This window comes from Enterococcus sp. AZ095a (assembly GCF_050546735.1).
Taxonomy (GTDB): Bacteria; Bacillota; Bacilli; order Lactobacillales; family Enterococcaceae; genus Enterococcus_D; species Enterococcus_D entomosocium.
In genome coordinates this window covers 2,232,833-2,258,372 of sequence record NZ_CP172953.1, presented here as the reverse complement: position 1 = coordinate 2,258,372, position 25,540 = coordinate 2,232,833, and the positions used below count along the sequence as shown (strand labels likewise).

General features: G+C 44.7%; 21 protein-coding genes. 16 read left to right on the top strand and 5 right to left on the bottom strand.

Annotation, left to right across the window (positions count from 1 at the left end; all coding sequences use genetic code 11):
• Positions 1-7: 7 nt before the first annotated feature.
• The 15 genes from IGJ26_RS10480 (at position 8) to IGJ26_RS10410 (ending at position 18,395) form a co-directional block, all read left to right on the top strand.
• Complete coding sequence (locus tag IGJ26_RS10480; RefSeq protein ID WP_422705856.1) at positions 8-1,462, top strand: hypothetical protein; 1,455 nt, start codon at positions 8-10, stop codon at positions 1,460-1,462.
• 38 nt (positions 1,463-1,500) lie between these two features.
• Positions 1,501-1,824, top strand: coding sequence for a hypothetical protein (locus tag IGJ26_RS10475; RefSeq protein WP_016610400.1), 324 nt, complete (start codon positions 1,501-1,503; stop codon positions 1,822-1,824).
• A 22-nt stretch (positions 1,825-1,846) separates the two neighbouring features.
• Positions 1,847-2,545, top strand: coding sequence for a type IV pilus modification PilV family protein (locus tag IGJ26_RS10470; RefSeq protein ID WP_254908531.1), 699 nt, complete (start codon positions 1,847-1,849; stop codon positions 2,543-2,545).
• 42 nt (positions 2,546-2,587) lie between these two features.
• Positions 2,588-3,274: a PulJ/GspJ family protein gene (locus tag IGJ26_RS10465; protein WP_101699182.1), complete on the top strand. Its 687-nt coding sequence runs from the start codon at positions 2,588-2,590 to the stop codon at positions 3,272-3,274.
• The gene (locus IGJ26_RS10460) at positions 3,261-5,309 is read left to right on the top strand and encodes a type II secretion system protein (RefSeq protein ID WP_430599598.1); all 2,049 of its coding nucleotides are present in this window, start codon (positions 3,261-3,263) and stop codon (positions 5,307-5,309) included. Before IGJ26_RS10465 ends, IGJ26_RS10460 begins: the two co-directional genes overlap by 14 nt.
• A 14-nt stretch (positions 5,310-5,323) precedes the next feature.
• Complete coding sequence (locus IGJ26_RS10455; protein ID WP_223347100.1) at positions 5,324-6,898, top strand: GspE/PulE family protein; 1,575 nt, start codon at positions 5,324-5,326, stop codon at positions 6,896-6,898.
• A 91-nt stretch (positions 6,899-6,989) separates the two neighbouring features.
• Positions 6,990-8,300, top strand: a complete 1,311-nt coding sequence (locus IGJ26_RS10450) for a type IV pilus twitching motility protein PilT (protein ID WP_086316322.1) — start codon at positions 6,990-6,992, stop codon at positions 8,298-8,300.
• A gap of 3 nt (positions 8,301-8,303) precedes the next feature.
• Positions 8,304-9,515, top strand: a complete 1,212-nt coding sequence (locus IGJ26_RS10445) for a type II secretion system F family protein (protein WP_139960148.1) — start codon at positions 8,304-8,306, stop codon at positions 9,513-9,515.
• Positions 9,516-9,590: 75 nt separating this feature from the next.
• Entirely contained in the window at positions 9,591-10,115 is a 525-nt protein-coding gene (locus IGJ26_RS10440) for a type II secretion system protein (RefSeq protein WP_139960149.1), read from the top strand.
• Between the two features lie 96 nt (positions 10,116-10,211).
• Positions 10,212-10,964, top strand: coding sequence for a prepilin peptidase (locus tag IGJ26_RS10435; RefSeq protein WP_008378680.1), 753 nt, complete (start codon positions 10,212-10,214; stop codon positions 10,962-10,964).
• Between the two features lie 108 nt (positions 10,965-11,072).
• Positions 11,073-12,119: a type IV pilus biogenesis protein PilM gene (pilM, locus tag IGJ26_RS10430; protein WP_139960150.1), complete on the top strand. Its 1,047-nt coding sequence runs from the start codon at positions 11,073-11,075 to the stop codon at positions 12,117-12,119.
• Between the two features lie 2 nt (positions 12,120-12,121).
• Complete coding sequence (locus IGJ26_RS10425; RefSeq protein ID WP_139960151.1) at positions 12,122-12,745, top strand: hypothetical protein; 624 nt, start codon at positions 12,122-12,124, stop codon at positions 12,743-12,745.
• Complete coding sequence (locus IGJ26_RS10420; protein WP_005235123.1) at positions 12,738-13,364, top strand: hypothetical protein; 627 nt, start codon at positions 12,738-12,740, stop codon at positions 13,362-13,364. The genes IGJ26_RS10425 and IGJ26_RS10420 overlap by 8 nt, the downstream gene beginning before the upstream one ends.
• Before the next feature lie 21 nt (positions 13,365-13,385).
• Positions 13,386-17,429 (top strand): pectate lyase-like adhesive domain-containing protein, encoded by a 4,044-nt coding sequence (locus tag IGJ26_RS10415; RefSeq protein WP_430599597.1) that lies wholly within the window; start codon positions 13,386-13,388, stop codon positions 17,427-17,429.
• A gap of 252 nt (positions 17,430-17,681) precedes the next feature.
• The gene (locus tag IGJ26_RS10410) at positions 17,682-18,395 is read left to right on the top strand and encodes a demethylmenaquinone methyltransferase (RefSeq protein WP_008378674.1); all 714 of its coding nucleotides are present in this window, start codon (positions 17,682-17,684) and stop codon (positions 18,393-18,395) included.
• 97 nt (positions 18,396-18,492) lie between these two features.
• On the opposite strand, the gene IGJ26_RS10405 is transcribed toward IGJ26_RS10410, so the two are convergent.
• From IGJ26_RS10405 to IGJ26_RS10385, 5 genes are all read right to left on the bottom strand, one after another.
• On the bottom strand, positions 18,493-20,298 hold the full coding sequence (locus IGJ26_RS10405) for an ABC transporter permease (protein ID WP_086299324.1): 1,806 nt from the start codon (positions 20,296-20,298) through the stop codon (positions 18,493-18,495).
• A gap of 13 nt (positions 20,299-20,311) precedes the next feature.
• Positions 20,312-21,064, bottom strand: a complete 753-nt coding sequence (locus IGJ26_RS10400; protein ID WP_005235131.1) for an ABC transporter ATP-binding protein — start codon at positions 21,062-21,064, stop codon at positions 20,312-20,314.
• 7 nt (positions 21,065-21,071) lie between these two features.
• Entirely contained in the window at positions 21,072-21,434 is a 363-nt protein-coding gene (locus IGJ26_RS10395; protein ID WP_005235132.1) for a YxeA family protein, read from the bottom strand.
• A 168-nt stretch (positions 21,435-21,602) separates the two neighbouring features.
• Positions 21,603-21,953, bottom strand: coding sequence for a hypothetical protein (locus tag IGJ26_RS10390; RefSeq protein ID WP_008378669.1), 351 nt, complete (start codon positions 21,951-21,953; stop codon positions 21,603-21,605).
• Positions 21,950-23,251, bottom strand: coding sequence for a DUF1576 domain-containing protein (locus IGJ26_RS10385; protein WP_005235137.1), 1,302 nt, complete (start codon positions 23,249-23,251; stop codon positions 21,950-21,952). Before IGJ26_RS10385 ends, IGJ26_RS10390 begins: the two co-directional genes overlap by 4 nt.
• 361 nt (positions 23,252-23,612) lie before the next feature.
• Here IGJ26_RS10385 and IGJ26_RS10380 point away from each other — a divergent pair, with 361 nt between their 5' ends.
• Positions 23,613-25,406, top strand: a complete 1,794-nt coding sequence (locus tag IGJ26_RS10380; RefSeq protein ID WP_016613448.1) for an oligopeptide ABC transporter substrate-binding protein — start codon at positions 23,613-23,615, stop codon at positions 25,404-25,406.
• The last annotated feature ends 134 nt before the right edge of the window (positions 25,407-25,540 follow it).

The window sequence follows — 25,540 nt, the reverse complement described above, 5'->3', positions numbered from 1 at the left end:
TCATTACTTGAGAAAAGAGGAAACAAGGGTGCAAAAAAAAATTGTGTTAAGAAATAGTATCGCGGGTCTGCTTTTCTTTCTTTTGTTGCTTAGCATCTTGATTTGGCAGAATAATCAGTCTATTCATATTCGTCGATTAGCGGATGAAAATGAAGTGTTCGAAAAAATCGAGATTTTGGAAGAATGGCAGGAACGAATGACCCTTACAGGGACGACGATCCAACGATCCGTTCGGGTAATGAACGCTAGTGAAGTGCCAGTCTTTGTCCGAGCAAGTTTTGAAGAAGTGCTGCGCTATATCGCGCCAGACAGTGAGGAAGCAGCTTTTGAGCAGGCGGCAGATGCGACTGATGCGCCAGACTTATTACCAGTACTGTCTCGCTTTGATGAAAACGAAATTTTAGCAAGGGGGTATCAGAACGTGACCCAGCAGATCCCAGAACTCATTGGAAATGCTCTTGATGGTCAAGTGATGGTTTGGATCAGCGATGAGACGATCGAAGAGTTGGCACCCACGCCTCCCTTGGATGCCTTCGATAGTGAAGAGATGCAGGAGTTATTGGGGGAACTAGACGCTGAAGAACAGGAAAATCCTGAGAACTTCTACGATCGCACCGAAGGCAATGAAGAAATGGAGGAGCTACCGTCATCAGACTTGATCGATGGTCCACCAGATCTCTGGCAAGAACCGGTCCTTGTCGAAGCTCACTTCAGCTATTCCTTTCGACGAAACCAACAACCGGTCATGCAGAAAATGAGTGGGGAACTGCTGCTGCTCAATCCTGCTGATCCGGTTGCTGAGTGGACCTTTGAAGCAGCCAACTTGACCTATAGTTATTATCTTGAAGGGTATCGTTATTTTGTTCGAAACTGGGCGGAGTCGCAGCTAGCCAGCCCCTTTTCCACCAGTGAGAAACCTACGGGATTCACGTATCTCGGAGAACAGGGAACGATTGACCAGTCGTCATTTGATTACACGACGACAGAATCTGGGTTAGGCAGTGCCTTTCACTTGCCAGAGATGATCAGTGCGTTTCCCGATGCTGCTGGCTTGTATCCGACCCAAACGGTGAAAACGCTAAGCAGCTTTGTCTCTGAAAGTCCCGCCCAGATCGATTCAGAAGCCATTATGATCGAATTCGGTTCTTTGAGCGATTACCGTCAGATTGATCGAAATACTTGGATCTATAATCCCGATGATGGCTGGTTTTATTATAGTTTCCCTTTGGACCGATCCTATCAAAGTGAAGACGGTTATGGCGTCACCCGTTCACTGATCGAACAAGTGATGATCGATACAAGTGTCGCAGACGATAGCCATCTTGCCTACGAACTTTTACCGAAAGTCGAAGTCATTCAGGCTTCTGATCGACAATCATTAAAGGAGGTCTTTCAGTTAGACAATGATCGGCCAGAGAGTGCCACTGCGATCATCTATCGGCATTTGCACTCACTTCAATAAGTTGCTAGAAAATAAGTCAAGGAGAGATTCACGTGAAAATGGTCATTGAAGAAATTGAATACCGTTATTTTCTTCAATACGGGAAGTATTTGGATTATTTCTATCAACAATACATGCAAGCGAATGTCGAAGATCCTGATGTTGAAAAAGGGATCGCCGAGATTCAGCGACTGGTTGAAGAAGAAAGGTATCATTATATCAGGGAACGAATCCGCATCACACGCAAAGCCAAAAAAAGTATTCCATTAGCTGACTACCCTGATTTCAATAAACTGATTCACTGGGGGTTTACCCTTAGCAAATTATCTTTTCTTGACCCAGATACAAGTATCAACCAGCTAGAAGAAAAGGATTCTCCTTGATCGGAGGCTAGGCAAAAAGCAGGTGATAAAACTGAAAAACGGCAGACATGCACATAGTGTACTTGATGAATCGGGGTTCAGCCTGGTTGAGATCCTTGGAGCGATCGTCATTCTCGGGATCGCAATGGTCATGATCGCCATGCTGATCATCCAAAACAACCTGATCCTTAGCTACAATACCCGAATGGAAGAAGCCATCGCAGCACGAGATGATGTCAAGGAATGGCTAATATACCGGGCACAGACTCAAGACTTGGCGGATTTGAATATCGGGATCTTTACGGCTAGACCTTCTTGGATGATGGTCGATCCAGATGATCCCTCAGAAGTTCGCCGACACCATTTGGTCCTCGATAATTCAGGGATTCAATACAATGCGCAAGGGCAACCGATGTATGAAGAAATCCCGATTGCTGTAGATGATCTCAATCGGGGCCGATTTATTCGCAAGGTGGTATACGATCATTCTGGCGCTCATTTGCCGCAGCCCTTGGTAAATTCGGAAGAAAATCGCCTCTATATGGGAACGTACTTGTCGGAGAATGAAGAAACCACCAACTATTTGGTCAAGGTCTCCATTCGCGAAGACCCCAGTCATGGACTGCGAGAAGACAGTTACGACCGTCGTCAGCTCGGGCTCGGACTTATTATTCAGGTCTTCGATAAACAAACGGGCGCATTTTTGACAGAAACGTATCTGCATTGGGTAGTAGACTATTGAAAGGGCTGGCTGTTCTTGCGGAGTTGCAAAGGAGGGGCGCAGATGAAGCATCGATTACAGGATGAGCAAGGAATCACGCTTGTCGAATTGTTAGGGGCGATGGTCATATTCGGCATCATCATTGCACTCTTTTCTGGGACACTCTTTTTGATCGTCCAAGCCTCTGTTCGTCAAGGTCGAATTGCTGCCTTTCAAGGGATAGCGAATGAAATCTTGGCGCAAGCAGACCAAATCGCCAAAATTGATGGTATCTATGAACATGCGGGGTATTTAGGAAAATATGATAGTCTTCTTTTCCACGAGGAACATATTGTCAAAACAATGCCCGAAGGAACCTTAGGGGCAACGATTACGGAAGAGGGCAGTCCTCGAATGGTTGTGACGGATATCACAGATACCAACAATATTCGTGCCAGAGTCTATGATACGAAAGATCCTACGATTAAGTTAAAGATCATTCAACAAAAAAATGAGAATGAAGCGACGTTGACCCATCACTATACGCCAAATTATCGCGATACGTTCAGTATCCAGACCAAGTTTTTCGTTTTATTTTACACGGAAACGATCAACTTTGCGGATTATTATGATGATTTGACTGGCTGGTGGCAGATGGAGGATCTGGTCACTGATTACCACAAGCAGATTATCTATAAACGAGAATTTACGATCAATTATCGTGACAATGAGAAAGCAAGAGGGGGGGTACCCGGGAATGGAAGATGGTAGACAAAATGAAGCTGGTTTTGCGCTGATTTATGCCCTTGCGGCGATCATTCTTTCCTCTTTGATGATTGGCTTGGTCTTCCTTGTTGCTCGAAATGTCAATTCACAAATTCGAACGATAGATAGCTTCCGTCGAGTGGAAGATGTACACGAATATTCCTTTCAACTCGCTTCTCAGGAGCTAAAACTGAGAATAGATGATTTCATCACTCGAACCATGCAGAATGGCGGCTTCTATTCTAATAATAATGACTGGCAAGACCATCTAGATAACGAATTGAGATTTGTGCTGGACGAAGTCGATGTGAATGAGACCATCGATGATAAATTTTCTTTTACCTCCTCTGTCGTTGACTATGAATATAATGAGATCGCCCCTTATGTAATGACCAAATCTGGTGGGGAGCAAGGATGGATCCAATCCGCCTCGATGCTGCCAGATAAAACCAATCTTCAAATCATTATTCGAATTCAATCGCAAGTCACGGATCAGACGCAATTGGCTGAAGGGCAACCGCGAGTACATACAGCTTCTGCCGAATATATCTATGAAATGCAGCTTGAAGAAGAAGACCTCGAACAAAGACAAACACAGCTGGATATTTGGCGAAACATTTTTTATCCCTATTACTTACCCTCTACAGCAGGGCAAGCTGTATCCGCCGATACTTGGGTTCGAAAATTGTTTGAAGTCGCCGATTTTCAACGCGTACGTCCATCGTTTGATTATCTCGCTTTTGAATCGGATGACTTCTTGCAATTCGGGTTTGCCAACAATGTCCTGCAAGATTTTCAAGACGGCAGATTTTTAGATTTTCGAACAAAGCCGATTCTTAATTGGCTGCATTTCGATGGTTCCTTTTTCTTTAATCATGGGGTCCAGATGGAAGGACAGGGAAGCGGGCAATTTTCGGCAAAAAGTCTGCTTGCGATCCAGAATGATGGCGGACAGCCTAGTAACGGGTTGAACGTGATCAAAGACATCTTCTTGCAAGCCGGTTTAGGAATGTATATCGATTTGGGCAGTCGAGCTGGCAGTCGCTTGGTCCTCTCACAAGCATATACGGATATCCTTGCTGGAAACGTATGGATCAACAACACCAATAGTTCGGCTTCGAGAGTTGAGCAAGAAGGGGTTCTCTTTGCTGAAGGCCATCTGAATGTTTCCGTAAATTCACCGGATGCGGGCACTGGGTTAGGCGAATTAAATACCAATTATTTTAATTTTTATCATCGAGAAGCCACGAAACAGAACCCTGCGGCAGATGGTAGTTTGACGTTTATGAAGCCGTCGATGGTTCTGACGAGCAGCAATTTTTATGCGGGACCAGTCACGGAAGGCTCGATCGTGCATAGTACCGAAGATACGGAACGAAGGATTACTGTTTATGGTGATTTTATGCTGACGAATACGATGATGCCTAGTGGTGGAACGATCGATGATTTCTCGTATTTTCAGAATCAAAATCAATTCACAGTGCCCCATGACCCGTCAAGAATCACATTGGATGGCAGCAATACCATAATGGAGGTTCACGGGCTTTCATTTATCGATGCGCCGAAAACTGCTCGTAGATTGGCATTAGCAGAAGCCGGCAGTTCCGCGGTTTTTGATTCTTATTATGAAGATCCAGCGTATTGGAATCAAATCACCTTAAAAAATGGTGCCCAGCTGATCTTGGGTCATACAGGCGTTGAACCCTTTCATTTAGCTGTGGATAGAGAGTCGACCTTTGTCATGGAAATACTGCCAGATTTGGCATTATTTGACCCGACTTTTTTAGCAACAGGGGCTCATAACCGTCGTCTTGAAGGAACGGTCGTTCTCGTACCTTACTATATGGATGACCAGGTGGAACTAGAAAATCAACTGCAACAATTAGGCGTCAATTATCGCGTCCGCGACTTTGAAAGTCAGGCGCAATCGGGGGAGGTAACGATCCTCAGAAGTTTTTTGGATCGAAACATGTGGTCTGATGATGAAGCATATTTAACCGTTACACGAATGTTTGACTATATCAACAAACTCGATTATTGAAAGGAGGGCGCCAGTTGCCGCAATCAAGTGAAAGAACGCCACGTAGAAAACCTAGAAGGCCTCTCAAAAAGTCAGAGAACACCACAAGTTCAACCACTGCTGAGAAAACACAAACAGGCAACCTGTTTGACTTAGAGATCAGCTCAGAGGTTTTGTCACTGATCCCCCGCTCGTTTGCCAAACAGCACAGCGTCTTTCCATTAGAAAAAAAAGGCAACCGCTTGACCGTTGCGATGGCAAACCCTGGGGATTATGCGGCGATCAATGAAATGCGTTTGATCACTGGGTTATTGATTCGTCCGCAAAAAGCCCACAATGCCGATATCCAACAACTGATCGTTCGCGATTACCCTTCTGAGATCAGTTTGGATGGCTTGAGCGACTCTCTCGTTGAAACCATCGATCCAGAAGGCGACTCAAAATTAGATGATTCGCCAATCGTAAAATTGGTCAATACCCTGCTGCAAGATGCAGTGGATCGGGGCGCCAGTGATATCCATTTCGATCCCCAAGAAAAAGGATTAGTTGTCCGCTTACGGGTCGATGGGGAGCTTCGTACCCATGAAAACTTGCCTAAGAGTATTCAGACTGGTGTGACTTCACGACTGAAAATCATTTCCTCCTTGGATATCACCGAAACACGTGTGCCACAAGATGGTCGGGCAATGATTCGTAACGGGGGCAACGTGGTTGATTTGCGGGTCTCGGTTTTGCCTGTCATTCATGGGGAGAAAGTTGTGATTCGGGTGTTGGATCGCTCCAGTGGCATTCGGCGCCTAGATGAGTTTCGCTTTGAACCGAAGGTATTGGCAACCTTTAAAGCGATTTTGCATAAACCCCACGGGATCATTCTTGTCACTGGACCGACAGGATCAGGGAAATCCTCTTCCTTGTATGCGGCGCTGCAAGAGTTGAACACGCCTGAGATCAATATTATCACCGTCGAAGACCCAGTGGAGTTTCAGCTGCAAGGCATCAACCAAGTGGCAGTCAACAGCAACGTCGGTTTGACCTTTTCCGCTGGGTTACGGTCGATCTTGCGACAAGACCCCAATGTCGTGATGGTGGGAGAGATTCGAGATGGCGAAACGGCGGAGATTGCGATTCGGGCTTCCATGACCGGGCACTTGGTATTATCCACCCTGCATACCAATGATTCCGTCAGCACCATCAATCGCTTAGTCGACATGGGGGTAGAACCGTTTCTGGTCGCTAATGCGTTAGAAGGCATCTTAGCTCAACGGCTCGTCCGAACCCTTTGTTCTTCTTGTAAGACAGTAGGACCAGCCAGCGACAAGGACAAGCAGTTATTTGAATCCTATGGCATCACGGTTACGGAACTGGCACAGCCTGTGGGCTGTCCAAAGTGTGGCAATACGGGATTCAAAGGGCGAATGGCCGTCCAAGAGCTGTTGACGATCGATGCCAAGCTGCGTCGTATGATCACGAACAAAGCGACCAACGACCAGCTGATGGATTATGTTCAGGAACGAAAGATGCGCTTTTTGTTGGATGATGGGTTAGACAAAGTGCAACAAGGCTTTTCCACCATCGAAGAAGTCTTGAAGGTGGTCGCCGCAGAAGAGTGAGGCACGGATTGATTTATCGGTGATCTAGGGATCACCGAAGAACTACATACATTATTTTAAAAGGAAATGCACATAGAAAGGGGCTGGTTTAATGGATCAAACGAGAGTGGCAACACAAGAGCGAGCAACCAAAAGGGCGACGAGAGAAAAAACAGCTCCGACCCGTACCCGCATTCGGGAAAATCGTGAACTGAGAGAAAAAAAACGTGCCCACAGTCGCCAGAGCGATCAAGACCGATCTGTCTCGACGCGGGAGATCATTCAAAAAGCAGAACGGCAAGCAGTGACAAAAACGACGACTGCCAGCAGTACACAGGGCGTCAATCGCAACGAAGCGGCGCAATTTGCTGCCATGCCACCTAAAGAGCGGATCGATCATTGGTTGATGATCGCCGTCGAACAAAAAGCATCGGATATCCATTTAGTCGAAGGCGTACCGCCGATTTTTCGTCGCCACGGCGACTTGCTACCGATCGAAGGGGTTCCGACCATCGACACCAAGGACATCGAAGCCATTGCCGAAATCCTTTGCAACCAACGGCAATGGGAGGAATTCAAGGGAAAAGGCGAGACCGACTTGGCCTACGAACTAGGCGACATCTGTCGCTTTCGGGTCAATATTTTCCGCCAAAAAGATACCGTTTCGATCGCCTTGCGGCAGATCCCCATCGAGATCCCGAAGCTAAGCAAACTCGGTATGCCGACCGTCTTGCGGACTCTGATCCATAAAAGCCAAGGCTTGTTCTTAGTTACAGGGCCGACCGGCTCAGGGAAATCAACGACACTGGCTGCGATGCTGGACTATTTGAATGATACCAAAAAGACGCATATTTTGACGTTGGAAGACCCGATTGAGTACATCCATAACCACAAAAAAAGCATCGTTGCCCAGCGGGAAGTCGGCAGCGACACCATGTCCTTTGGCAATGGCTTACGAGCTGCCCTGCGTCAAGATCCAGACGTCATCTTAGTAGGGGAGCTACGAGATTTTGAAACAATCTCGATTGCTTTGACGGCAGCGGAAACGGGACACTTGGTATTAGGAACCTTGCATACGTCAAGTGCCCCAGCGACTATTGAACGGATCGTCGATGTCTTTCCTGCCGATCAGCAGACTCAGATTCGTACACAGCTTGCTGGCGCATTACTAGGGATCTTGTCCCAGCGCTTGCTGCCAACGATCGATGGCAACGGACGGGTAGCAGCAACCGAAATGATGCTCAATACCCGAGGGATCGCCAGCTTGATCCGTCAAGGGAAAACCCACCAGATCCATAATATGCTGCAGATGGGAAAAAACGAAGGCATGCATACCATGAGCGCTTCTTTAGAAGAACTCGTTGCTGCGGAACGGGTCGATGCCGATGTGGCAGATAACTTGATGGAGGAAGGGGGCGAATAGCCGATGGCACTCTTTGCCTATCAAGGCACCAATGTCCGAGGCGAAACGTTTTCTGGCAGCTTACGTGCCAATTCCTCCGTTGAAGCCCGCCAAAAGCTGCGCCAAAAGCATATCAAAGTCAACAGTTTGATCGAACAGCCAGAAACCTTGGCGAATAAAGAGATTCAACTCTTTACAAAAGTTTCGTTAAAACTGCTGGTAGGGTATTTGCGCCAGTTTTCGACATTGATCGCTTCGGGGATCACGATTGTTGATGCCTCACGAATGCTGGAAGAGCAACAAAAAAACCCGAATTTCAAGAAAATTCTTGGCGAAGTTCGGGATGAGATTGATAGCGGACGCCCGCTCTCAGAAGCCTACAAAGATCATCCCAATGCCTTTCCGACACTTCTGACCAGTGTCATCGCTGTTTCGGAGATGTCTGGATCACTGGAAGGAAATTTGAAGGATATGGCGGATTACTATGAAAAAAGCGCCGAAAACCGCAGCGGGATCGTCACAGCGATGGTCTATCCGATTATTTTAGTGATTTTAACCTTTATCGTGGGGATCATTTTATTGGTGATGATCGTACCGATGTTCGTGGAAGTATTTGAAGGATTTGATGCGGATCTGCCGACGATCACCGTCGTAACGATGGCGATCAGCGAGTTCCTTCAGACCAGAGGGTGGGTTTTAGTCGTCTTGATCGTCGGATTTTTCGTCGGACTGTGGATCGCGCGACGCAATCCAACCTTCGATTTCGCTTTTCAAAGTTTTCTATTACGTATTCCTTTGGTGGGCGATATGATCACCAAAAATAGTTTTTCATTATTTATGACAACCATGTCGACACTGCTTAGCAGCTCTGTCGGTATGGTGACCGCCTTGAATATGAGTCGGGATGTCGTTTCCAATAAATACATCAAGCGAATCATCGATAATTGTGCCTTTCAAATTGAAGAAGGTGGCAAGATGAGTGATATCTTTCGTGGCAACATGATGGTCCCGATGTTAGTGACCCAGATGGTCGAGATTGGCGAAAGTACTGGTTCCCTAGAGGACATGCTGAAACGATTGAGTATCATCTATCAAAAAGAAGTTGATGAAACCAGTAAGCGACTGAAAACGATCATGGAACCGATTGTCATCTTGATAATCTGTGTGATCGTTGGCTTGATCGTTGCGGCGATCATGATCCCGATGTTCGATTTATTCGGTGCGATCCAAGGGTAATGAATTTTGGTATTATCAAGCCACCTAGACGGCTTGTTTAATATATATGGAAGAAACAGGAGGAGTAAACACACTATGATTGATGCAATTTTAGCAGAAGAAACAACGGACAATCGATTGAATAAATTATTGAAAGACGAGCGCGGCCTCTCCTTGGTCGAGTTGCTGGCAGTAGTCGTTATCTTAGCGATCATCGCTGGGATCGGGGTTATTGCGATTGGGAACGTGATTCAAAATGCTCGAGAAGATGCAGTTGTTTCTGATATTCAACAAGCTTTCTCAGCAGCAGTGCTCTATCAATCAACTAATAGCAACTTGAATGACGGGACAGCTAACGCGGTTTTAGATTTTACCTTAGAAGATGTAATGGATGATGGATTACTAAACAGTACATCATGGGAAGATACTGATAATGTTATGTTTTATATCGGATCAACAGGTGCTTTAACAATGTATGCTCCAGCTGGCGTTTTAAAGGCTGGACAAGAAAATAGCAACGAGATAGGTGTTATCGGTACTGGGTTAACACAAAATCAAATCAATGGTTTAACTCGAGAGTATGTATTTGGAGATCCTCAACCAGCTCCTCCACCGTTATAAGATATTAATTTTTTTAGGAAACTAAAAACACCTCAAGTCACTAACCTGACCTAAGGTGTACGGCAACTCAACCCCCCAGGAAAAAAGGAGTTTTTTATGAACGAAATTTTGCAACAGATCCCAATGGGCCTAATCATTGGTTATCTTTTCATCATAGGAATGTGTCTAGGTTCTTTTTTCCTAGTGGTTGGTTGGCGGGTTCCCAAAAAGGAATCCCTGCTGACTCGCTCGCACTGTGATGACTGCCAACAGACATTAGGTGCAAGGGACCTCATTCCAGTTTTATCATACCTTATTTTAAAAGGCAAGTGCCGTAAGTGTCAAAAAAAGATCCCGCTGATTGCTTTTCTTTATGAAGTGTTGATCGGCATGCTATTTACGGGTACGACCTTGCTGTTTTGGGGCACTGCTGAAGTGATTGCCGCTTGGTGTTTATTAGCCTTATTAGCCATTATTTCTGCCAGCGACATCTTCTATCAGCTGATCCCCAATAAAGTGTTAGCCCCTTTTTTCGCCGGAGGGATCGGTTTACGGTTGATCCAACCGCAAAATGAGTTTTGGTGGTATTGGCTCGTCGGCTTCTTTGCTGGCTTCTTGCCATTGTATCTATTAGCGGAGCTCAGTAAAAAAGGCATGGGTGGCGGCGATATCAAATTATTTGCCGTCTTAGGTGTGTATATCGGCCCAGTGCAAGTCTTGACGGTTTTATTTGTCGCTTCTTGCTTGGCAGTGATCTTTTACGTGATCCAAATGCTACGGGGCAAAGTCAAAAGCCGCTACATTGCTTTTGGTCCCTTTATCGCCATTGCTACCGGCATGGTTTATCTTGGCAGCGGCTGGTTCCTTTGAATTGGGTTGCTGACCTTGACGTTTGCTTGATTAGCTAAGCAAGCGTTGTACATAGAAATAACGTTGGTTCCTTCATATAAAACCAACAAGAAGAAAGCAGGTCCTCGTATGTTTGGCAAAAAAACAATTCCCCGCTTAGTAGGGATCGACATCCAAAAAAACTGCATCCGTTACTGTACCAAAAAAGGTGACCGTCTCAAATACGGCGAGCTGGTTGTGAATGGTACGATTTTTAAAGATGATAAGCTGCGCAATCCTGATAGTCTTGAAGCCGCCTTCAATGAGATTGCCAAACGCTTGGGATTACGCACGATGAGTGTGGTGATCACGGCACTAAATTCTCGGCTGCTGATCAAACAGATCCCAATCGGTAAGATGAACTCGGAAAAAGAGATTCGCGAGTACTTGTATTTTGAATTGGGGGAGTCCATCTCTTTGCCTTTTGAAAACCCGATTTTTGATCTACTGATCCTTGGTAAAGGCAACAAGGAAAAAGCACCAAAAGCACAAAAGAAAAAAGCCAGCAAGAAGGAAGAAAAAGCAGAGCCGCAAGCTGTGGTCATCCAGCGGAATCGGTTTACCATCAATGGCAATGTGCCAGTCGTGGTCACATCAGAGCCGATTTTGATTCAACTCGGCGACACATTGAAAAAAGGCGGCCATCAGTTGATGGGCGTCGATTGCAGTTTTCTGGCGTATAGTCGTATGTTTCAGCGACAGATCAACTGGAGTGAAAATTTCGTGCTGGTCGAGTTAGATGCTGGCATCGCCAATATCACCTTTTTTGAAGAATTGGTGCCGACTTACCTGCAGTATGAAGATTATAATCAAGCCAACTGGAAATATATTGAAAAAGCCCAATCTGTGCAAGTGAACTTTAGGGAAAGTGCGGAGATCCAAGCACTGGAAGGGTTAGCAGAAACCTTGAATTCGGTGATTGCTTACTATTATCAGGAAATCTCGCCTGATTGTGAATTGAAAAAAATCTACTTAGTCGGCGGTCATCCAATGCTGCGGAAAGAAGTCCAAGAAATATTTCATGAGTTGTCTTCTTTGCCGGTCAAAACGATTTCCGCAAAAGTAAGTGAAACCAGCAAGAAAAAAATTCCCGACCGCTATATCTTGGCTGCGGGATTAGCGACGAAAGAGGTGTAACCATGAACATCAATCTATTGCCTAATAAATTTATCCGTAATCGGGCGTTTGAAGTCATTCTTTCGGTTTCGCTTCTCCTTTCGTTAGTAGTCGTTGGGGTTTGTGGGTTAGGCTTTTGGTATTATCAAAGGCTGGTGACCAATAATCAAAGCAATATCATGTCTAGTCAAGCAGAGCGCATCGTTTTCCAGCGCCAGTTAGAAGAGATGCTGGCATCAAAATCACAAGAGCTACAAGAATTCATCGTCCTGCAAAAGCAAGAGAAATATTTCACGGCTCCCATTATGGAAACCTTTGAGGAAGTGGCATCAGGGATCGATGTGACCATCAATTCGTATAATTTGCTGCTAAATGGTGAGGGGGCAATGTCCGAAACAGCCCAAGACGGCACACCATTGTTTCCTTCGGTGAACTTGGCGGTCCAAGGAGATGTTTATGAAAGTCTGATTCGCCTTAAATCGGCTTTTGAAGCAATTGATTGGGTACATCATGTGACTTATCAATCTTTTTCTCATAGTTCAACGCCGCAAGATGGGCGCATCACTGTCTACCTCTCACGAATCGCTGCACCACAAGTGATCAGTGAAGAGAGCGAAGAGGAAAGCGAGGTGGAAGCGGATGACTAAAGTCTTTTTCTCCAAAAAACACATCATCATCTCCGCGGTAATTGCGTTAGTTCTCGCTACCTCAGTACTCATTTTCTGGCTATTTTTACTGAATCCCAAACGTGCCGAAGGGATCGAATTGGCTCAGGAATTAGCTGGGATCGAAGCTGAGATCCGTGACATTCAGGAACAGCTGGTCTACCTACAAGCGGAACCAGACCTTCTTTCCTCAGAGACGGTCAATGAGGTGCCAATCATTCCCAATGGTATGGCGATTGAGTCTTATTTTACCGATCTCGCTGCCCTTGAAACGGAATTGCCGATCACGATTTTGCAATCGACCTTTAATGAAGAGATGCTTTACCCTACACCAGAACAACTGGCGGATCAGACCGGTGACAATCCTTTGGCTACGCAATTTCGGGTCACAAGGATCGGCTTTGACCTCCTGAGTGAGACGAATGAAGGAATCGTGCGTTTTATTGATCGGATGGAAAACCTGAATCGCTTTTTAAAAGTGGAATCAGTCGAATATCGGCAAGGAAGTAATACGTCAGGAGCAGATGCGTTTTCGGCAAGTGTCGTTATCAAGCTGTATTATCTATCGAGCTTTGAAACGGGACAAGAACTGTTGGAGTAATCAAAGGAAAGGGGTGCCTAGATGAAATCATTTACTGTTCTGGCGACTGTCTCGAAAATCAAACTGGCTGCCGCTGCATTAGGGGGCTTTATCGTAATTTCTATCTTGTATGCGGTCTTTGCTATCCATGGTGGCAATTCCTATGAAGTGTCCGGTCACTTTGACCCAGAAACAGGACAATATGTAGTGACGATCGAATCGGAACAAGCCGCAGGCGAGACGCTTTTCTTGATGGCGAATCATGAAGCGCTGGTGTCATTAGAAATGTTTGAAATGCTTGAGCTTGAGGAAGCGACCTTGCATCCAGCTGAACAAGAGGGTGTTTATGGTGTGGCAATCGAAGTGGCGCCTACGGAAGAAACGTTGTCCTTGGCATTACCGGTCTCTTTAGGAGAAGAAGACGCCATCGAATTTGTTCTTAAACGGGGAAACCGAACGCTGCAAAAAATCGCTCCGCCTTCACTCGAGGAACGACATGCCTTGCGATTGGAAGCCGACAAGGCTGTAGAAGAAGCAGCCTTTCTTGACATTCAGCAGCAGGAAACCAATGAGTCAGCGGCAGTCGAACTACTTTCAGAACGGGCGATGCAAGGAGAGCGTGCCGAAGTTTCGGACTATCAAGAGCTGCGGGCTGCTTTTAGTGATTCCTCGATCTCTGAAATCGTGTTTCTTGCTGACATTACCGCTGATTATACGAATGAGGCCAACAATCGCTTAACTGCGTTGAATCGTTCGGTGTCCATCGATGGGAATGGCTTTACCTTAACCACACCGAAGCGTTTCAACACGAACGGGACACCAAACTATAGCACGAATCCTACTGGACGTTTCTTTGAACTGACGACTACCCATGATCGTCAACCAGCGGTCTTTGAGTTAAAAAATATGACGATCGATTTTCAGGGGAACAATCTAGGATTAAACGCGTTGATCTATCAACAATCGCTGGCAGCTTCGGCTTTTTGGACGGTCAAAATAGAAAATATCGAGGCAAAAAGTGGTGTGCTAGAGGGAAGTACGGGCAATGATTTCCTTTATTTGCAGCAAGGAAATCTCGAGATTCGCGGAACGTTCCATTGGGTGGCTCACAAGAATCCAACCGCAGGTACTAATAATGATAATGGCAGCTTTAATGTCAAAAGTGTCTTGATCACGGATGAGGCGGATGTCAAGATCTCAAATACTCGGCCAATTTTTCGACTTCATCCAAATAACAACAACATTTCAACCTCGTTTCGAGTCAATAAGGGTTCCAAAGTAGATCTCTATAGTGTCCAGTGGCAAGCAATTTGGGCAAATCTCGAAGGACGTACTAACGAGGTGATTTTTGAAGTGGATGGAGAAGGTACCGTCTTAAATGCCTCCTCACAAATGGACTTAGCGGGAGCAAACGGTGCAATCATTTCCTTGATTGGACGTCGGGATGAGACGCAAAATAAGTTTTCTCGTACGATTATTTCTGGTGGGGCGGTCGTAAACTCCTATTCTAGAGCCCCCAGTCCCACGAATGGTGTACCGAAAGGAACCACTGCTTTTGTCAATCAAATCTCTAAAGCGGGATCGACCACCAAACTCGGCGGCAATGTGACGGTAACTGGGGAAGGGTCGCAATTTAATTTGTTTGGCGAAGGTCAACATCATGAGTATGGTTCAGTTATGCGGTTTCGCTTAGTAGGGGAACAGACTTTTCTGCTTGCCGACCAAGGGAAAATGAATATCGTCAAATACCATGGCAATGCGGCTGCAGTGCGGATGTACGGGCGGAACAACGAGTTCTATGTGGAGTCAGCCGGTCAGTTGAATATCTTTAACCATGCCGGCACCAGGACTGCGGCAGATGATGGCATCTATATTGATGAAGCAGGCTTTGCCGTATTCGATCAATACAATGATGAAGAACGAGAATTTGACCCATCTGCTGATTCCACCATTACTGCCAGTAATGGCTCAGATACGGCTGGTCGACAAGGCATTCAATTTCCTCTTGATGGCAGTGGAACTTCGGTTTTTCATGCACAAGGTGAAAACAGTCGAATCCATATCTATGCACATCGTGGACCTGCTGTTTGGATGCAAGGCGGAGAAGCCGAGTTCTTAGCTGGAAAAGACGCGACCTTTCGAATGGAAGGTCGGACCCTAGGTGCAAATAATGGAATAATCAGTTCGGTTGCCAGAAGCAATTTTGTGATTGATGAACCACTGTTTTATGACTTCCGAAATAATCGTCCGAATGGCGGACAAGCTTTTTCTAATTCGAACCGTAACAGTACCTTTATGTCTAATCGTGTTGGACTAGCGGTTTGGGAAAAGCGCAACGACGTGAATCTAGATGGTGATCCGGACAATTTCTGGAATCCACTGAGCTATCAACTAGGCAATGTCAATTTTGCACAAATCGTTAGTCCGCAGCCGGGAGAGCCTTTTTCAAATGAATTCAACAGTACGACTTTTAAGGGCGGGAATGCCTATACGCGATTTTCTGCCAATAATTATCCGCCAATGATCCAGCACTTAGTGACCCCGACCAATGCCGACAAAACCTTTTATGCCAAAGCGGTCGTTCCGTATGAATACACGGGGGCGATTCGCGATGCCTGGGATGATGAGGTCTGGGTGGAAGTTGCTTTGAAGGACGAAGCAGGCAACCAGCTTGAAACGCAATGGCTTTCCTCCAAATCAACTGTCGATGTTTTTGGTGAGGTGCATAATGGTGTGATCGCATGGACGCGGGACGACTTTTTCAAGACAGGTCAACGTTTTGAAGTGCTGCGTGCCCACCGAGGATTAGACCCCACGATGGAGGGTGTTGACGATTCGATTTTCATTCATGCAACAGAAGAGAGTATTGCCGCTTTGCCTGATGCGGTCGTCGTGGATGTACGACCACCGACTGGTCTGCAAGTGGCAGAGGATCAGGTCTTTAATGAACGGACGACAACAGTTTCGGGGATCATGGATTTTCATTCTCCGCAAGACGACCAGCCAAAAGAGCGCGTCGCCATTTATGCGAGTACCGCGCAAGGATTGATCCGTGATGCTTCAGGTGACCCATATGTCATTACGCTTGATGCCGAACAAGGCAACTCCGTGCCATGGCAGTATCAATTACCACGTCGCCTTGATCCTGAAGAGGATGTGTATATCGAATTTTACGCGAAAGATTTTGCAAATGATCGTTACGACGATTTCGTAGGAACGTTACCAGATACGACCACGACGGAACCCAATGGTCAGTTGGGGAGCACGAATCCGTCCGCCAGCGATTATGAGGACTATTTAGGGTATCGTGATGCCATTGGCGATGAACGTTTCCCACCAGCGCTCTCCTTTGAAGTCACCAGTATTCGACCTTCTGACCCATCGATTACGTTGCGAGTACCGCAAAGCTTTGATCGTGATGAAGAAGGCAATCCGATTATCACCGTCGGCAATCAATTGATCTTGCGGACGATCGTAGAAAGCAACGATGCGCGAAATTCTGGGAAAGACGATATTGAGAATGCTGTCGTGACGCTAGATATCTCGCCGAATTTATTGACGTTCTTAAATGTCGATGCGCTCGTGTACCAAGACAATATAGCCTCGGCTAGTCTTTCTGGCGATCGTATCACGATCCACTTAGAACGACCAATCGCACCGGGGGATCGCATGGAATGGAACTTGACTGCTCGAGTGGATGAACAGGCAGCTGCTGGTAATGTTCTGACCCCGGTAACGATCAACGGTAGAGTTTCGGGGAATCAACCAGAGACGGAAAACATTTTGATAGGGGAAGACAGTCTCACGCTTCAGACCGGCACACGCGCTGTCACTGGTGAGTTGATCAATCTTGCTGTTCATAACAATCAGCTGCAAATTTTTTATTCCAATCTTAGTACCTTTGACGTCTATATGGATGGCACCTTTTATCGAACATACAACGTGCAACAAAGACCCGTAACGGATTCTGTCACCCTTGACATTCCTGTTCATGACATCCGTAATTTGATTTCTGTGCGCTACAAAGATGAAAATGGCGCAGACCGTGTTTCTTATTGGAACAATATCTGGGACTTCATCGATTAAACGTGAACAACCTGTTTTAAAACAAACAGAAGAAGAACAGTCTTTCACTGCTGGATCCGCTTGTTGCTGACCGAATTGCCTTGGTCAACAAGCGGGGAGCTATGTAGGAAAGGCTGTTTTTTTGTGGGGAATTTACTGGAGGAAAAGGGGAAAGCAGGGTTTTTGTTCCGCAGGTTTTTTCGTGCTAGACTAAAAAGCAGAAGCACGTGAAGCAACAGCAAAACGAAGGGAACCAAGAAAGGACGTGCCGCAATGGCAACAACAGCCAAAGAAACCAAAGTACATGATGTATTTGAATCGATCGCTTCCCGTTATGATCGAATGAACGGTATTATCTCCTTTCAGCTGCACAAACGGTGGCGCAAGGACACCATGAAACGGATGGCAGTACCAATGGGTGCGGAGATATTAGATTTATGCTGCGGGACCGGGGATTGGGCGTTTGCTTTAAATGAAGCGGTCGGTCCGACGGGGCAAGTGACCGGCGTTGATTTTAGCGAAGAAATGTTAACGGTTGCCAAAGCAAAGGCACAGAAAAAGCAACAAACGCAGATCCAGTGGCAGACCGGCAATGCGATGGCATTAAGTTTTCCAGACGCGCACTTTGATTATGTGACGATCGGGTTCGGGTTGAGAAATGTCGCGGATCGCCAACAAGTCTTGGCGGAAATCCATCGGGTGCTGCGCCCAGGCGGGAAAATCGTTTGTCTCGAAACATCACAGCCCGCACTGATCGGCTGGCGGCAACTGTTTACTTTTTATTTTCACCATGTCATGCCGTTATTTGGCAAATTGTTCGCCAAAAGCTATCAAGAATATTCATGGCTCCAGGAGTCTGCGCGGGATTTTCCTGACAAGGAGGCATTGAAACGGGAGTTTCAGGCAGCTGGCTTTGATGTGCTGCAAGTCAAAAGCTATGCAGGAGGTGCGGCCGCGATGCATATGGGCGTTAAACCTCAAAGCTAACGGCGTTTTTTTTCGATAGAAGAGCGACGAAATGAAAGAGACCATCAAGCGGATTGATGGTCTCTTTGCGTTGAGCAATTCAGAAAGTCTGTACGAGTTATTTTTTGTTTGGTCGTAAAACGATGTTGGTGTATAACCAGATGGTCACCACGTAATAAATGGCATAGAGAGCAATAAAGATGCCAAAGGGCAGCCATAGATCGTGGTACGGATCGATCATCAATGTTGTGAACATTTGTAATCCGAACAAGACATGGATCATCCCTAAGATACCAGGAACTAGGAAGAGCACACCAATCTCTTTGCGGATCGATCCTTTCAATAAGCTAGTCCGGGTTCCGATTTTTTTCAACATCGTATAGCGTTGAATGTCGCTGTTGGCCCCAGAAAGAATTTTAAACATCAAGCAGCTTGCTAACATCGTCAAGAAGGCGATCCCCAAGAAAAAGCCCATAAATTCAAAACCGGAGAAGAGACCATTATACGTGTCATAGACGAAAACCCGTTGCGAAAAATTCGTATCGGCAGTTTCAGTAGTATTGGTTTCTTGGTTTGTTTGCGCCAATTCATGTAATGCATCGTAACTTGCTTGAAAGTCTTTGACTTGCACCATTCGCAAGCTGGATTCAGGGGCATTGATTGTGTCAAAAGCGGTTTGATCGACAACTTGGATCTCTTTGCCTCGTTGTTCTGGCAAGAGGTAGCTACGCAATTGGTCCTGCGCGGTGATGTCTTTGGCTAATTGGTCTCCCGACAGCTTGTTGTAGGTAACGTCGATACTCAACTGATTCGTACTGGTGCTGAACAAGTTGTTCTTGTTGAATTGATCTTTATTGTAATAAAGGGTGTCATCTGTTTCCTTCAGACTATAAGTGACATCAAGAGTCGGCTTTAAGGCTGCAACTTTTTCGTCAGAAGCATTTTGGGCATTATTCAAATACAAGTCATAAGGGGCAACGGATTTTGCCATAATTGGGATCTCGTTTTTGAAGCCCAGACCAACAGTCAAAGCACCTAATGCTAGAGCAAAGAGCATGGCTACCATCGATAGCATCTGCGTATAATCACGAATCCGAAAGCTTAGCTGAGACAAGGTGAAATTGTTTAACCTTTTCAAAGCAATGGCATCGGTCCTCTTCAGCAAAGATAAAATCGTGATGATCACGGAACGAAAGACGAGGTAGGTCCCTAAAATAATAGTAACTAGGGCAACACCGATCCCCACCAATTGGAATTTCATCAAGTCGCTCATCATATAATAACCCACTGCTAAAGAACAAATCCCTAAGACAGTTTGCAAAAAGAGCATGAAAGGACGTTGCTTGACTTGCGCCGGTGTGCTAGTTTCTCGTAACAAGGCTAAAATTGATTTTTTGGCAATTGCCCGTGCATTAAAGATAGCAGCGATCAAAAAGAGAATCGAGAAGAATGCAAGTGTCACGACTAATGCTTGTAGATTAAAGGCCGCATAATGGCTGATCTGTAAATTTAATTGGTTCACTAGTAAGGTATTGACACCACTGGCTAATCCAATACCTAGTAAAGAACCAACAGCAGTGGCGGCGATCCCGACCAAGAATGTTTCAATGAAAATCATTTGGGCGATCTTACGTCCTTTGGCTCCTAGCATCATAAACATGGCATAGTCTTTTTGCCGCATCGCCATTAAGAAAGAATTGGCGTATAAAATGTAGGCAAAGGTGATGATCCCCAATAAGACAGAACCAAAGCGAAAGATAAAGACCACCATACTGATGATCGAGTTGCTTTTTAAAAAGGCTTCATTGCTGGCCATTGATTCGAACATATAGAAGATGGCTGAGGCCATGACTAAACCAGAAAAGAGGACGATATAATCCTTCAACCGGCCTTTGATTCCGGTAAGTGATAATTTCCAAAGCATGTGTTCTTCCTCCTTATTGTTCCAAGTTTCCTAGAATGACAAGGATCTTGCGGTAAAATTCTTCCCGGCTTTGATCCTCACGTTTCACTTCTTGATGGATCTTCCCGTCCTTGATAAATAAAATACGTTGGCAATAGCTGGCAGAAAGGGGATCATGAGTGACCAATAAAATCGATACTTGGTCATTGGTATTCAAGTCGTCCATCATATTTAATAAGTCTTTGGCACTTTTTGAATCCAAGGCACCTGTCGGTTCATCTGCAAAAAGAATCGTTGGTTCCGTAATCAAGGCTCGAGCGGCTGCCACCCGTTGTTTTTGTCCACCTGAGATTGCTGCCGGATAGTTGTCGAGGATATGCGTGATAGACAAACGTTCTGCGACTCGTTTGATCCGTTGTTGGATGATCTTTGGTTTGACCCCTTGTAAAGAAAGGGGCACCGCAATGTTTTCAGAAGCTGTTAAGTTTTCTAGGAGATTGAAATCTTGGAAGATGAAGCCAATTTCACGGCTGCGAAAATCTGCCAAGGCATCGCCTTTTAGTTTGGTGATGTCGCTGTTGTTGATGCGGATCGTACCTTTGGTTGGATGATCCAAGGTTGAAAGAATGTTCAACAAGGTAGACTTACCGGAGCCTGAAGCTCCCATGATTCCGATAAATTCACCTTTTTCAATATCAAAGCTGATGCCTTTCAAGGCTTCGGTTTGTTTTTCGTTGGCTTTTCCGTAAACTTTAGTAAGTTCACTTGCTTGAATAATTTTTTCCATGATTAAGTTACGCTCCTTTTAATTGAGTTAGTGCTTTTGCGGGAATGTCTTTTTCTTTGACCTCTTCATAGCTGGTCACGCCTTTTTTCTCATTCCATGTAAGTTTCAAATAGGCTTCTTTACGCAAAGGCCGCTCTTGGAAACCATTGAAATCAAGGGTTTTGCTTTTGCCATTTTCGTCATAAGCCGGTAGTTCATAGTGGTATTGAGTATAGACATTGCCACTGTCATCTTTAGAAGTCGTCTTTTCGCCATCTGTCGTGATTTGGACATAATAGCTGTCGCCCCCCATGATGACTGATTCAGCAATTTGCAATGCACCAAATCCCACAAGCACGACAACTGCTAGTCCAATCAAAAATTTTTTCATAAATAGGTCACCTCGTTTTTTATTATGATGAAAGTATAACGCTAGTTTTCTGAAAAGGAGTGTGAAAAATCTATCAATAAACTTTCAATTTTGTCACGAGGAACGAACAAAAAAACGTTTCTGAATTGTGTGATCCACAAATCAGAAACGTCGTTTGCTTGTTACTCTTCAGTCATATTTTTTGCGAAACAGTTCAACGACTAGTTGTCCCTCATCATACATAATGGCGGCTTCATCGATCATTAATCCCAATAAATAGTAATCTTTTTCTTCATGGATCGTTTGATGACCGCCCAACAGTTCAACGTAATAGTTTTCCAAGGTACTGTCTCTTGGTGTATTGAGCATGTTGATAAAATGTTCTAGATCAGAGGGCTGTTCAGGGAAAGGGCCCTGCACGACTGCTTTGAAACCTTCTGCTTCAAAGGCCATCTCGCTCGTTATCTTTTGACAGTCATGGGACAAAAAGTAGGTGACTACTTCATCGACGATTCGTCGTGCCCGTTCTTTTTCAATCATTTTTTTCGCCGCCTTCTGATTTGTTGGTATTCATCTAACAATGGTACCATTGCCGCCGCGACAAATCCACTGGAAAAACCGTTATTGTATAAGTTCAATCCTCCATGTAAATAAGTGATATTTGTGACCAGTGCTGCATGGACGATGCCTGCTAAGATACCAGCTACAGGACCATAATACCCACTGATCGGAGCTAAACTTGTTCCAAAGATCGCTGTGAGTAATAAGCTGAAGGTGGATACATCAGAAGTCAAACCGACTTTGGTGGCTAAGACCACCCCAATCATCACGGGCAAACTATTTTTCCAATGGTTTCCAAAGGCACTGAAACCAATCACGGTCAATACAGCCCCTAAAAGTGGACCGGAAAGCTCGCCTTGCAGCAGGAAAATAAAGACTAACATCAAGAGCCCCATCATTGCCATGTTCATCATGGTGATTCCTAGTGAAAAAATTGTGACATAATCGGTCATCAGTTTCCCAGAAGTTTTAAAAAGATCCGTTAAACCTTTTATTGATCGTTTATTTAAAAAATAACCAATAAAAAACAAGAAAAAACAAAGGATGAGCAAGAAAGCCGTCAGATAATAGTGATAGTCAGTCGTCAATTGCTTGTTCGAATAGACTTCCATGTCGAATAATCGTAAAAAGCTAGTGAAAAACATAGTGATAATACCGGTGGCAAAGCCAATATTGTACAAAGAAAATCCTTGATGGAATTGTAAAAATTGTGCTGCCAGTGGGGGGAGTGTTAAGCCAATCAAAATGCCGATTCCATAACCTAACGCGATTCCTAGGGGCAAAGGTAAGCCTAAGCCAAATGCTAAGTAACTAATGACGGGTGAGGCAGCACTGCCAAATAAAGCGACAAGTGAGTACTGGGTTGAGGGCCGTTGCTGTATGTAAGAGTATAGATAGACACCCAAGGGAATGGGGATTGAGTTAAAGATGTTTTTTCCAAAAAAAGAAAAGCCGGATATGGTAAAGAAAGCTGCGATCATCGGACCACTAATAATGGTTCCTTGCTTTTTAGCAAGCAGGATACTAATCAAAGTCAATAAGCCGCTATTCAAAAAGGCGCTTCCGAGATTGCCGATTGCAAAATAATCAGAAATCAAATTGCTAGGGGCATTCAAAATAGCCAACGATCCTTGCCACAATGCCTGAGGCGGCGAGGTGAACAAGCCGAGTAGAATCAACACACAGCTGTAAGCCAGAAGCAACCGCTGAGTTAAGAGCTGTGAGATCGGTGCAAAAGGTTTCGATTTCGTTTGTAAGAAAATTCGTTTGTCTGACATAGTTTCACTGAACGCTCCTTTTTTTTCATAGTATCACATCTTTTCTCGTCTAAGAAGGTTTTTTTGACAGTTTCCACAAGGCGTTTTTCGAAAAATATGAGAGAAAAGGAACGTCATAAAAGAAAAACTTAAGAATATTTGAAAAAAAGCAATAGCGATTTATCAATGATTTTCGTCTTATTTTCAATAATTTCATAGATTGATGAAATTATTGACGGAAAGAGTTTTGAGAAAATTGTTATAATTTAGTTAATCTCGTTCAGATTTTCTAATAAAAAAGCCATTTTAAGATAAAAAAACTGTTTGCTTGGTTTTTTTATCAGTGAATCACAAATGAGGGGATTTAATAAGGAGGAAGAGTATGAAGAAAACGAAGTTTGGCATGATTACTTTATTGGCAGCGCTTGTTTTAGGGGCTTGCGGACAAAGTAACGGAGGTGGAACAGGTTCGACAGATACAGGAGAGTCGTCATCAGACGCTGCAGCATCAGATATCAGCACATTACCGTTAGCGGTAGTCAATGATGATGAAGTGATTGAAGGTGGAGTTTTAGACGTTGCTGTAGTAATGGACACCCAGTTCCAAGGATTATTCCAGTGGGAGTTCTATCAGGATGCCTATGACCGTGACTTTATGTTACCAAGTCATGAATATCTATTCTTACAAGATGAGGATTTTAAGATTATTGATGGTGGACCTGCAGACTTAGACTTGGATGTCGAAAACAATAAAGCGACGATCACATTACGTGATGAACTAAAATGGTCGGACGGGGTAGATGTTACAGCCGAAGATGTCATTTTTTCTTATGAAGTCATTGGTCATCAAGACTATGATGGCGTTCGCTACAATAATGACTTTACTAATATTGTTGGAATGGAAGAATACCATAGCGGTGAAGCAGATACGATTTCTGGGATCACAGCAGTTAGCGATAAAGTAGTTGAGATCGAATTTAAGGAAATGCATCCTGGAATGCAGCAATCCGGTGGAGCAATTTGGAACGCGGCATTACCAAAACATACCTTTGAAGGTATTGAAGTAGCAGATATGCCATCCAGTGATCCTGTACGGACAAACCCAATTGGTTTTGGTCCTTACAAGATGACGAATATCGTACCTGGGGAAACCGTAGAGTATGTTCCGAATGAACATTATTATGGGGGAACACCAACATTAGAAAAAATTGTGATGCGTAATGTTCCATCTGCATCGATCAATGAAGCACTAAATGCAAAACAATATGATTTAGTATTGAAAATGCCAACAGATACGTTCGATACGTATCAAGATATGGATGGCTACCAAATGTTAGGACGACCAGAACAATCATACACCTATCTTGGTTTTAATTTAGGAACATGGAATGACGAAACAAATAGTGTTGATTTTGATCCAAACGCAAAAATGGCCAACAAAGCATTGCGTCAAGCAATGGGCTATGCTATCGATAATGATGCGATTGGTGAGCGTTTCTACCATGGCTTGCGTTCAAATGGTACAACATTGATCCCACCGGTTTATGGTAGTTTGCACAGCACTGATGTGGAAGGCTACCACTTAGATATGGATAAAGCAAATCAACTCCTAGATGATGCTGGCTTTATCGATGTTGATGGTGATGGCTTCCGGGAAGATCCAGATGGCAATAAATTAACCATCAATTTTGCTTCAATGTCAGGTGGAGAAGTGGCACAACCACTGGCAGATTACTATGTCCAACAATGGCAAGAAATCGGTTTGGATGTCCAATACTCTACAGGACGTTTGATCGACTTCCAAGCATTCTATGACAAGTTGAAAAATGATGATCCAGATATCGATGTTTTCCAAGCTGCTTGGTCTACTGGATCAGATCCATCACCAACTAGCTTATGGGGACCAAATTCAGCCTTTAACTACACTCGTTACGAGTCTGAACGCAATACAGAATTGTTAGCAGCCATCGATTCAAATGATTCCTTCGATGAAGAAAAACGCAAAGAAGCATTTGATGCATGGCAAGAATATGCATTTGAAGAAGCGTTTGCTATTCCGACATTGTACCGTAACCAAGTTTTGCCGGTCTCTGATCGTGTCGCAAACTTTACGTGGGCATATGATCCAGATCATAATCCATGGGCGACTATCGGAGTGACTTCAGAATCTCGCTAATCGATTTGTTGAATCACTGAAATCAAAAGAGAACAACGCTTTTGTCGTTTTCTGAAAAGCCAGCTCAGTTTACTTCTATAGTTAACCGGAGGGATGAGTTGTGTAAAATCAAATCTGGGTCAGGATAAACCAGA

What these genes read in the sequence shown, in the direction of transcription:
- IGJ26_RS10475 (WP_016610400.1), top strand. Translation starts at nt 1,501, where the DNA reads ATGGTCATTGAAGAAATTGAATACCGTTATTTTCTTCAATACGGGAAG.
- IGJ26_RS10465 (WP_101699182.1), top strand. Translation starts at nt 2,588, where the DNA reads ATGAAGCATCGATTACAGGATGAGCAAGGAATCACGCTTGTCGAATTG.
- IGJ26_RS10460 (WP_430599598.1), top strand. Translation starts at nt 3,261, where the DNA reads ATGGAAGATGGTAGACAAAATGAAGCTGGTTTTGCGCTGATTTATGCC.
- IGJ26_RS10450 (WP_086316322.1), top strand. Translation starts at nt 6,990, where the DNA reads ATGGATCAAACGAGAGTGGCAACACAAGAGCGAGCAACCAAAAGGGCG.
- IGJ26_RS10445 (WP_139960148.1), top strand. Translation starts at nt 8,304, where the DNA reads ATGGCACTCTTTGCCTATCAAGGCACCAATGTCCGAGGCGAAACGTTT.
- IGJ26_RS10440 (WP_139960149.1), top strand. Translation starts at nt 9,591, where the DNA reads ATGATTGATGCAATTTTAGCAGAAGAAACAACGGACAATCGATTGAAT.
- IGJ26_RS10435 (WP_008378680.1), top strand. Translation starts at nt 10,212, where the DNA reads ATGAACGAAATTTTGCAACAGATCCCAATGGGCCTAATCATTGGTTAT.
- pilM (WP_139960150.1), top strand. Translation starts at nt 11,073, where the DNA reads ATGTTTGGCAAAAAAACAATTCCCCGCTTAGTAGGGATCGACATCCAA.
- IGJ26_RS10425 (WP_139960151.1), top strand. Translation starts at nt 12,122, where the DNA reads ATGAACATCAATCTATTGCCTAATAAATTTATCCGTAATCGGGCGTTT.
- IGJ26_RS10420 (WP_005235123.1), top strand. Translation starts at nt 12,738, where the DNA reads ATGACTAAAGTCTTTTTCTCCAAAAAACACATCATCATCTCCGCGGTA.
- IGJ26_RS10415 (WP_430599597.1), top strand. Translation starts at nt 13,386, where the DNA reads ATGAAATCATTTACTGTTCTGGCGACTGTCTCGAAAATCAAACTGGCT.
- IGJ26_RS10410 (WP_008378674.1), top strand. Translation starts at nt 17,682, where the DNA reads ATGGCAACAACAGCCAAAGAAACCAAAGTACATGATGTATTTGAATCG.
- IGJ26_RS10405 (WP_086299324.1), bottom strand. Translation starts at nt 20,298, where the DNA reads ATGCTTTGGAAATTATCACTTACCGGAATCAAAGGCCGGTTGAAGGAT.
- IGJ26_RS10400 (WP_005235131.1), bottom strand. Translation starts at nt 21,064, where the DNA reads ATGGAAAAAATTATTCAAGCAAGTGAACTTACTAAAGTTTACGGAAAA.
- IGJ26_RS10395 (WP_005235132.1), bottom strand. Translation starts at nt 21,434, where the DNA reads ATGAAAAAATTTTTGATTGGACTAGCAGTTGTCGTGCTTGTGGGATTT.
- IGJ26_RS10390 (WP_008378669.1), bottom strand. Translation starts at nt 21,953, where the DNA reads ATGATTGAAAAAGAACGGGCACGACGAATCGTCGATGAAGTAGTCACC.
- IGJ26_RS10385 (WP_005235137.1), bottom strand. Translation starts at nt 23,251, where the DNA reads ATGTCAGACAAACGAATTTTCTTACAAACGAAATCGAAACCTTTTGCA.
- IGJ26_RS10380 (WP_016613448.1), top strand. Translation starts at nt 23,613, where the DNA reads ATGAAGAAAACGAAGTTTGGCATGATTACTTTATTGGCAGCGCTTGTT.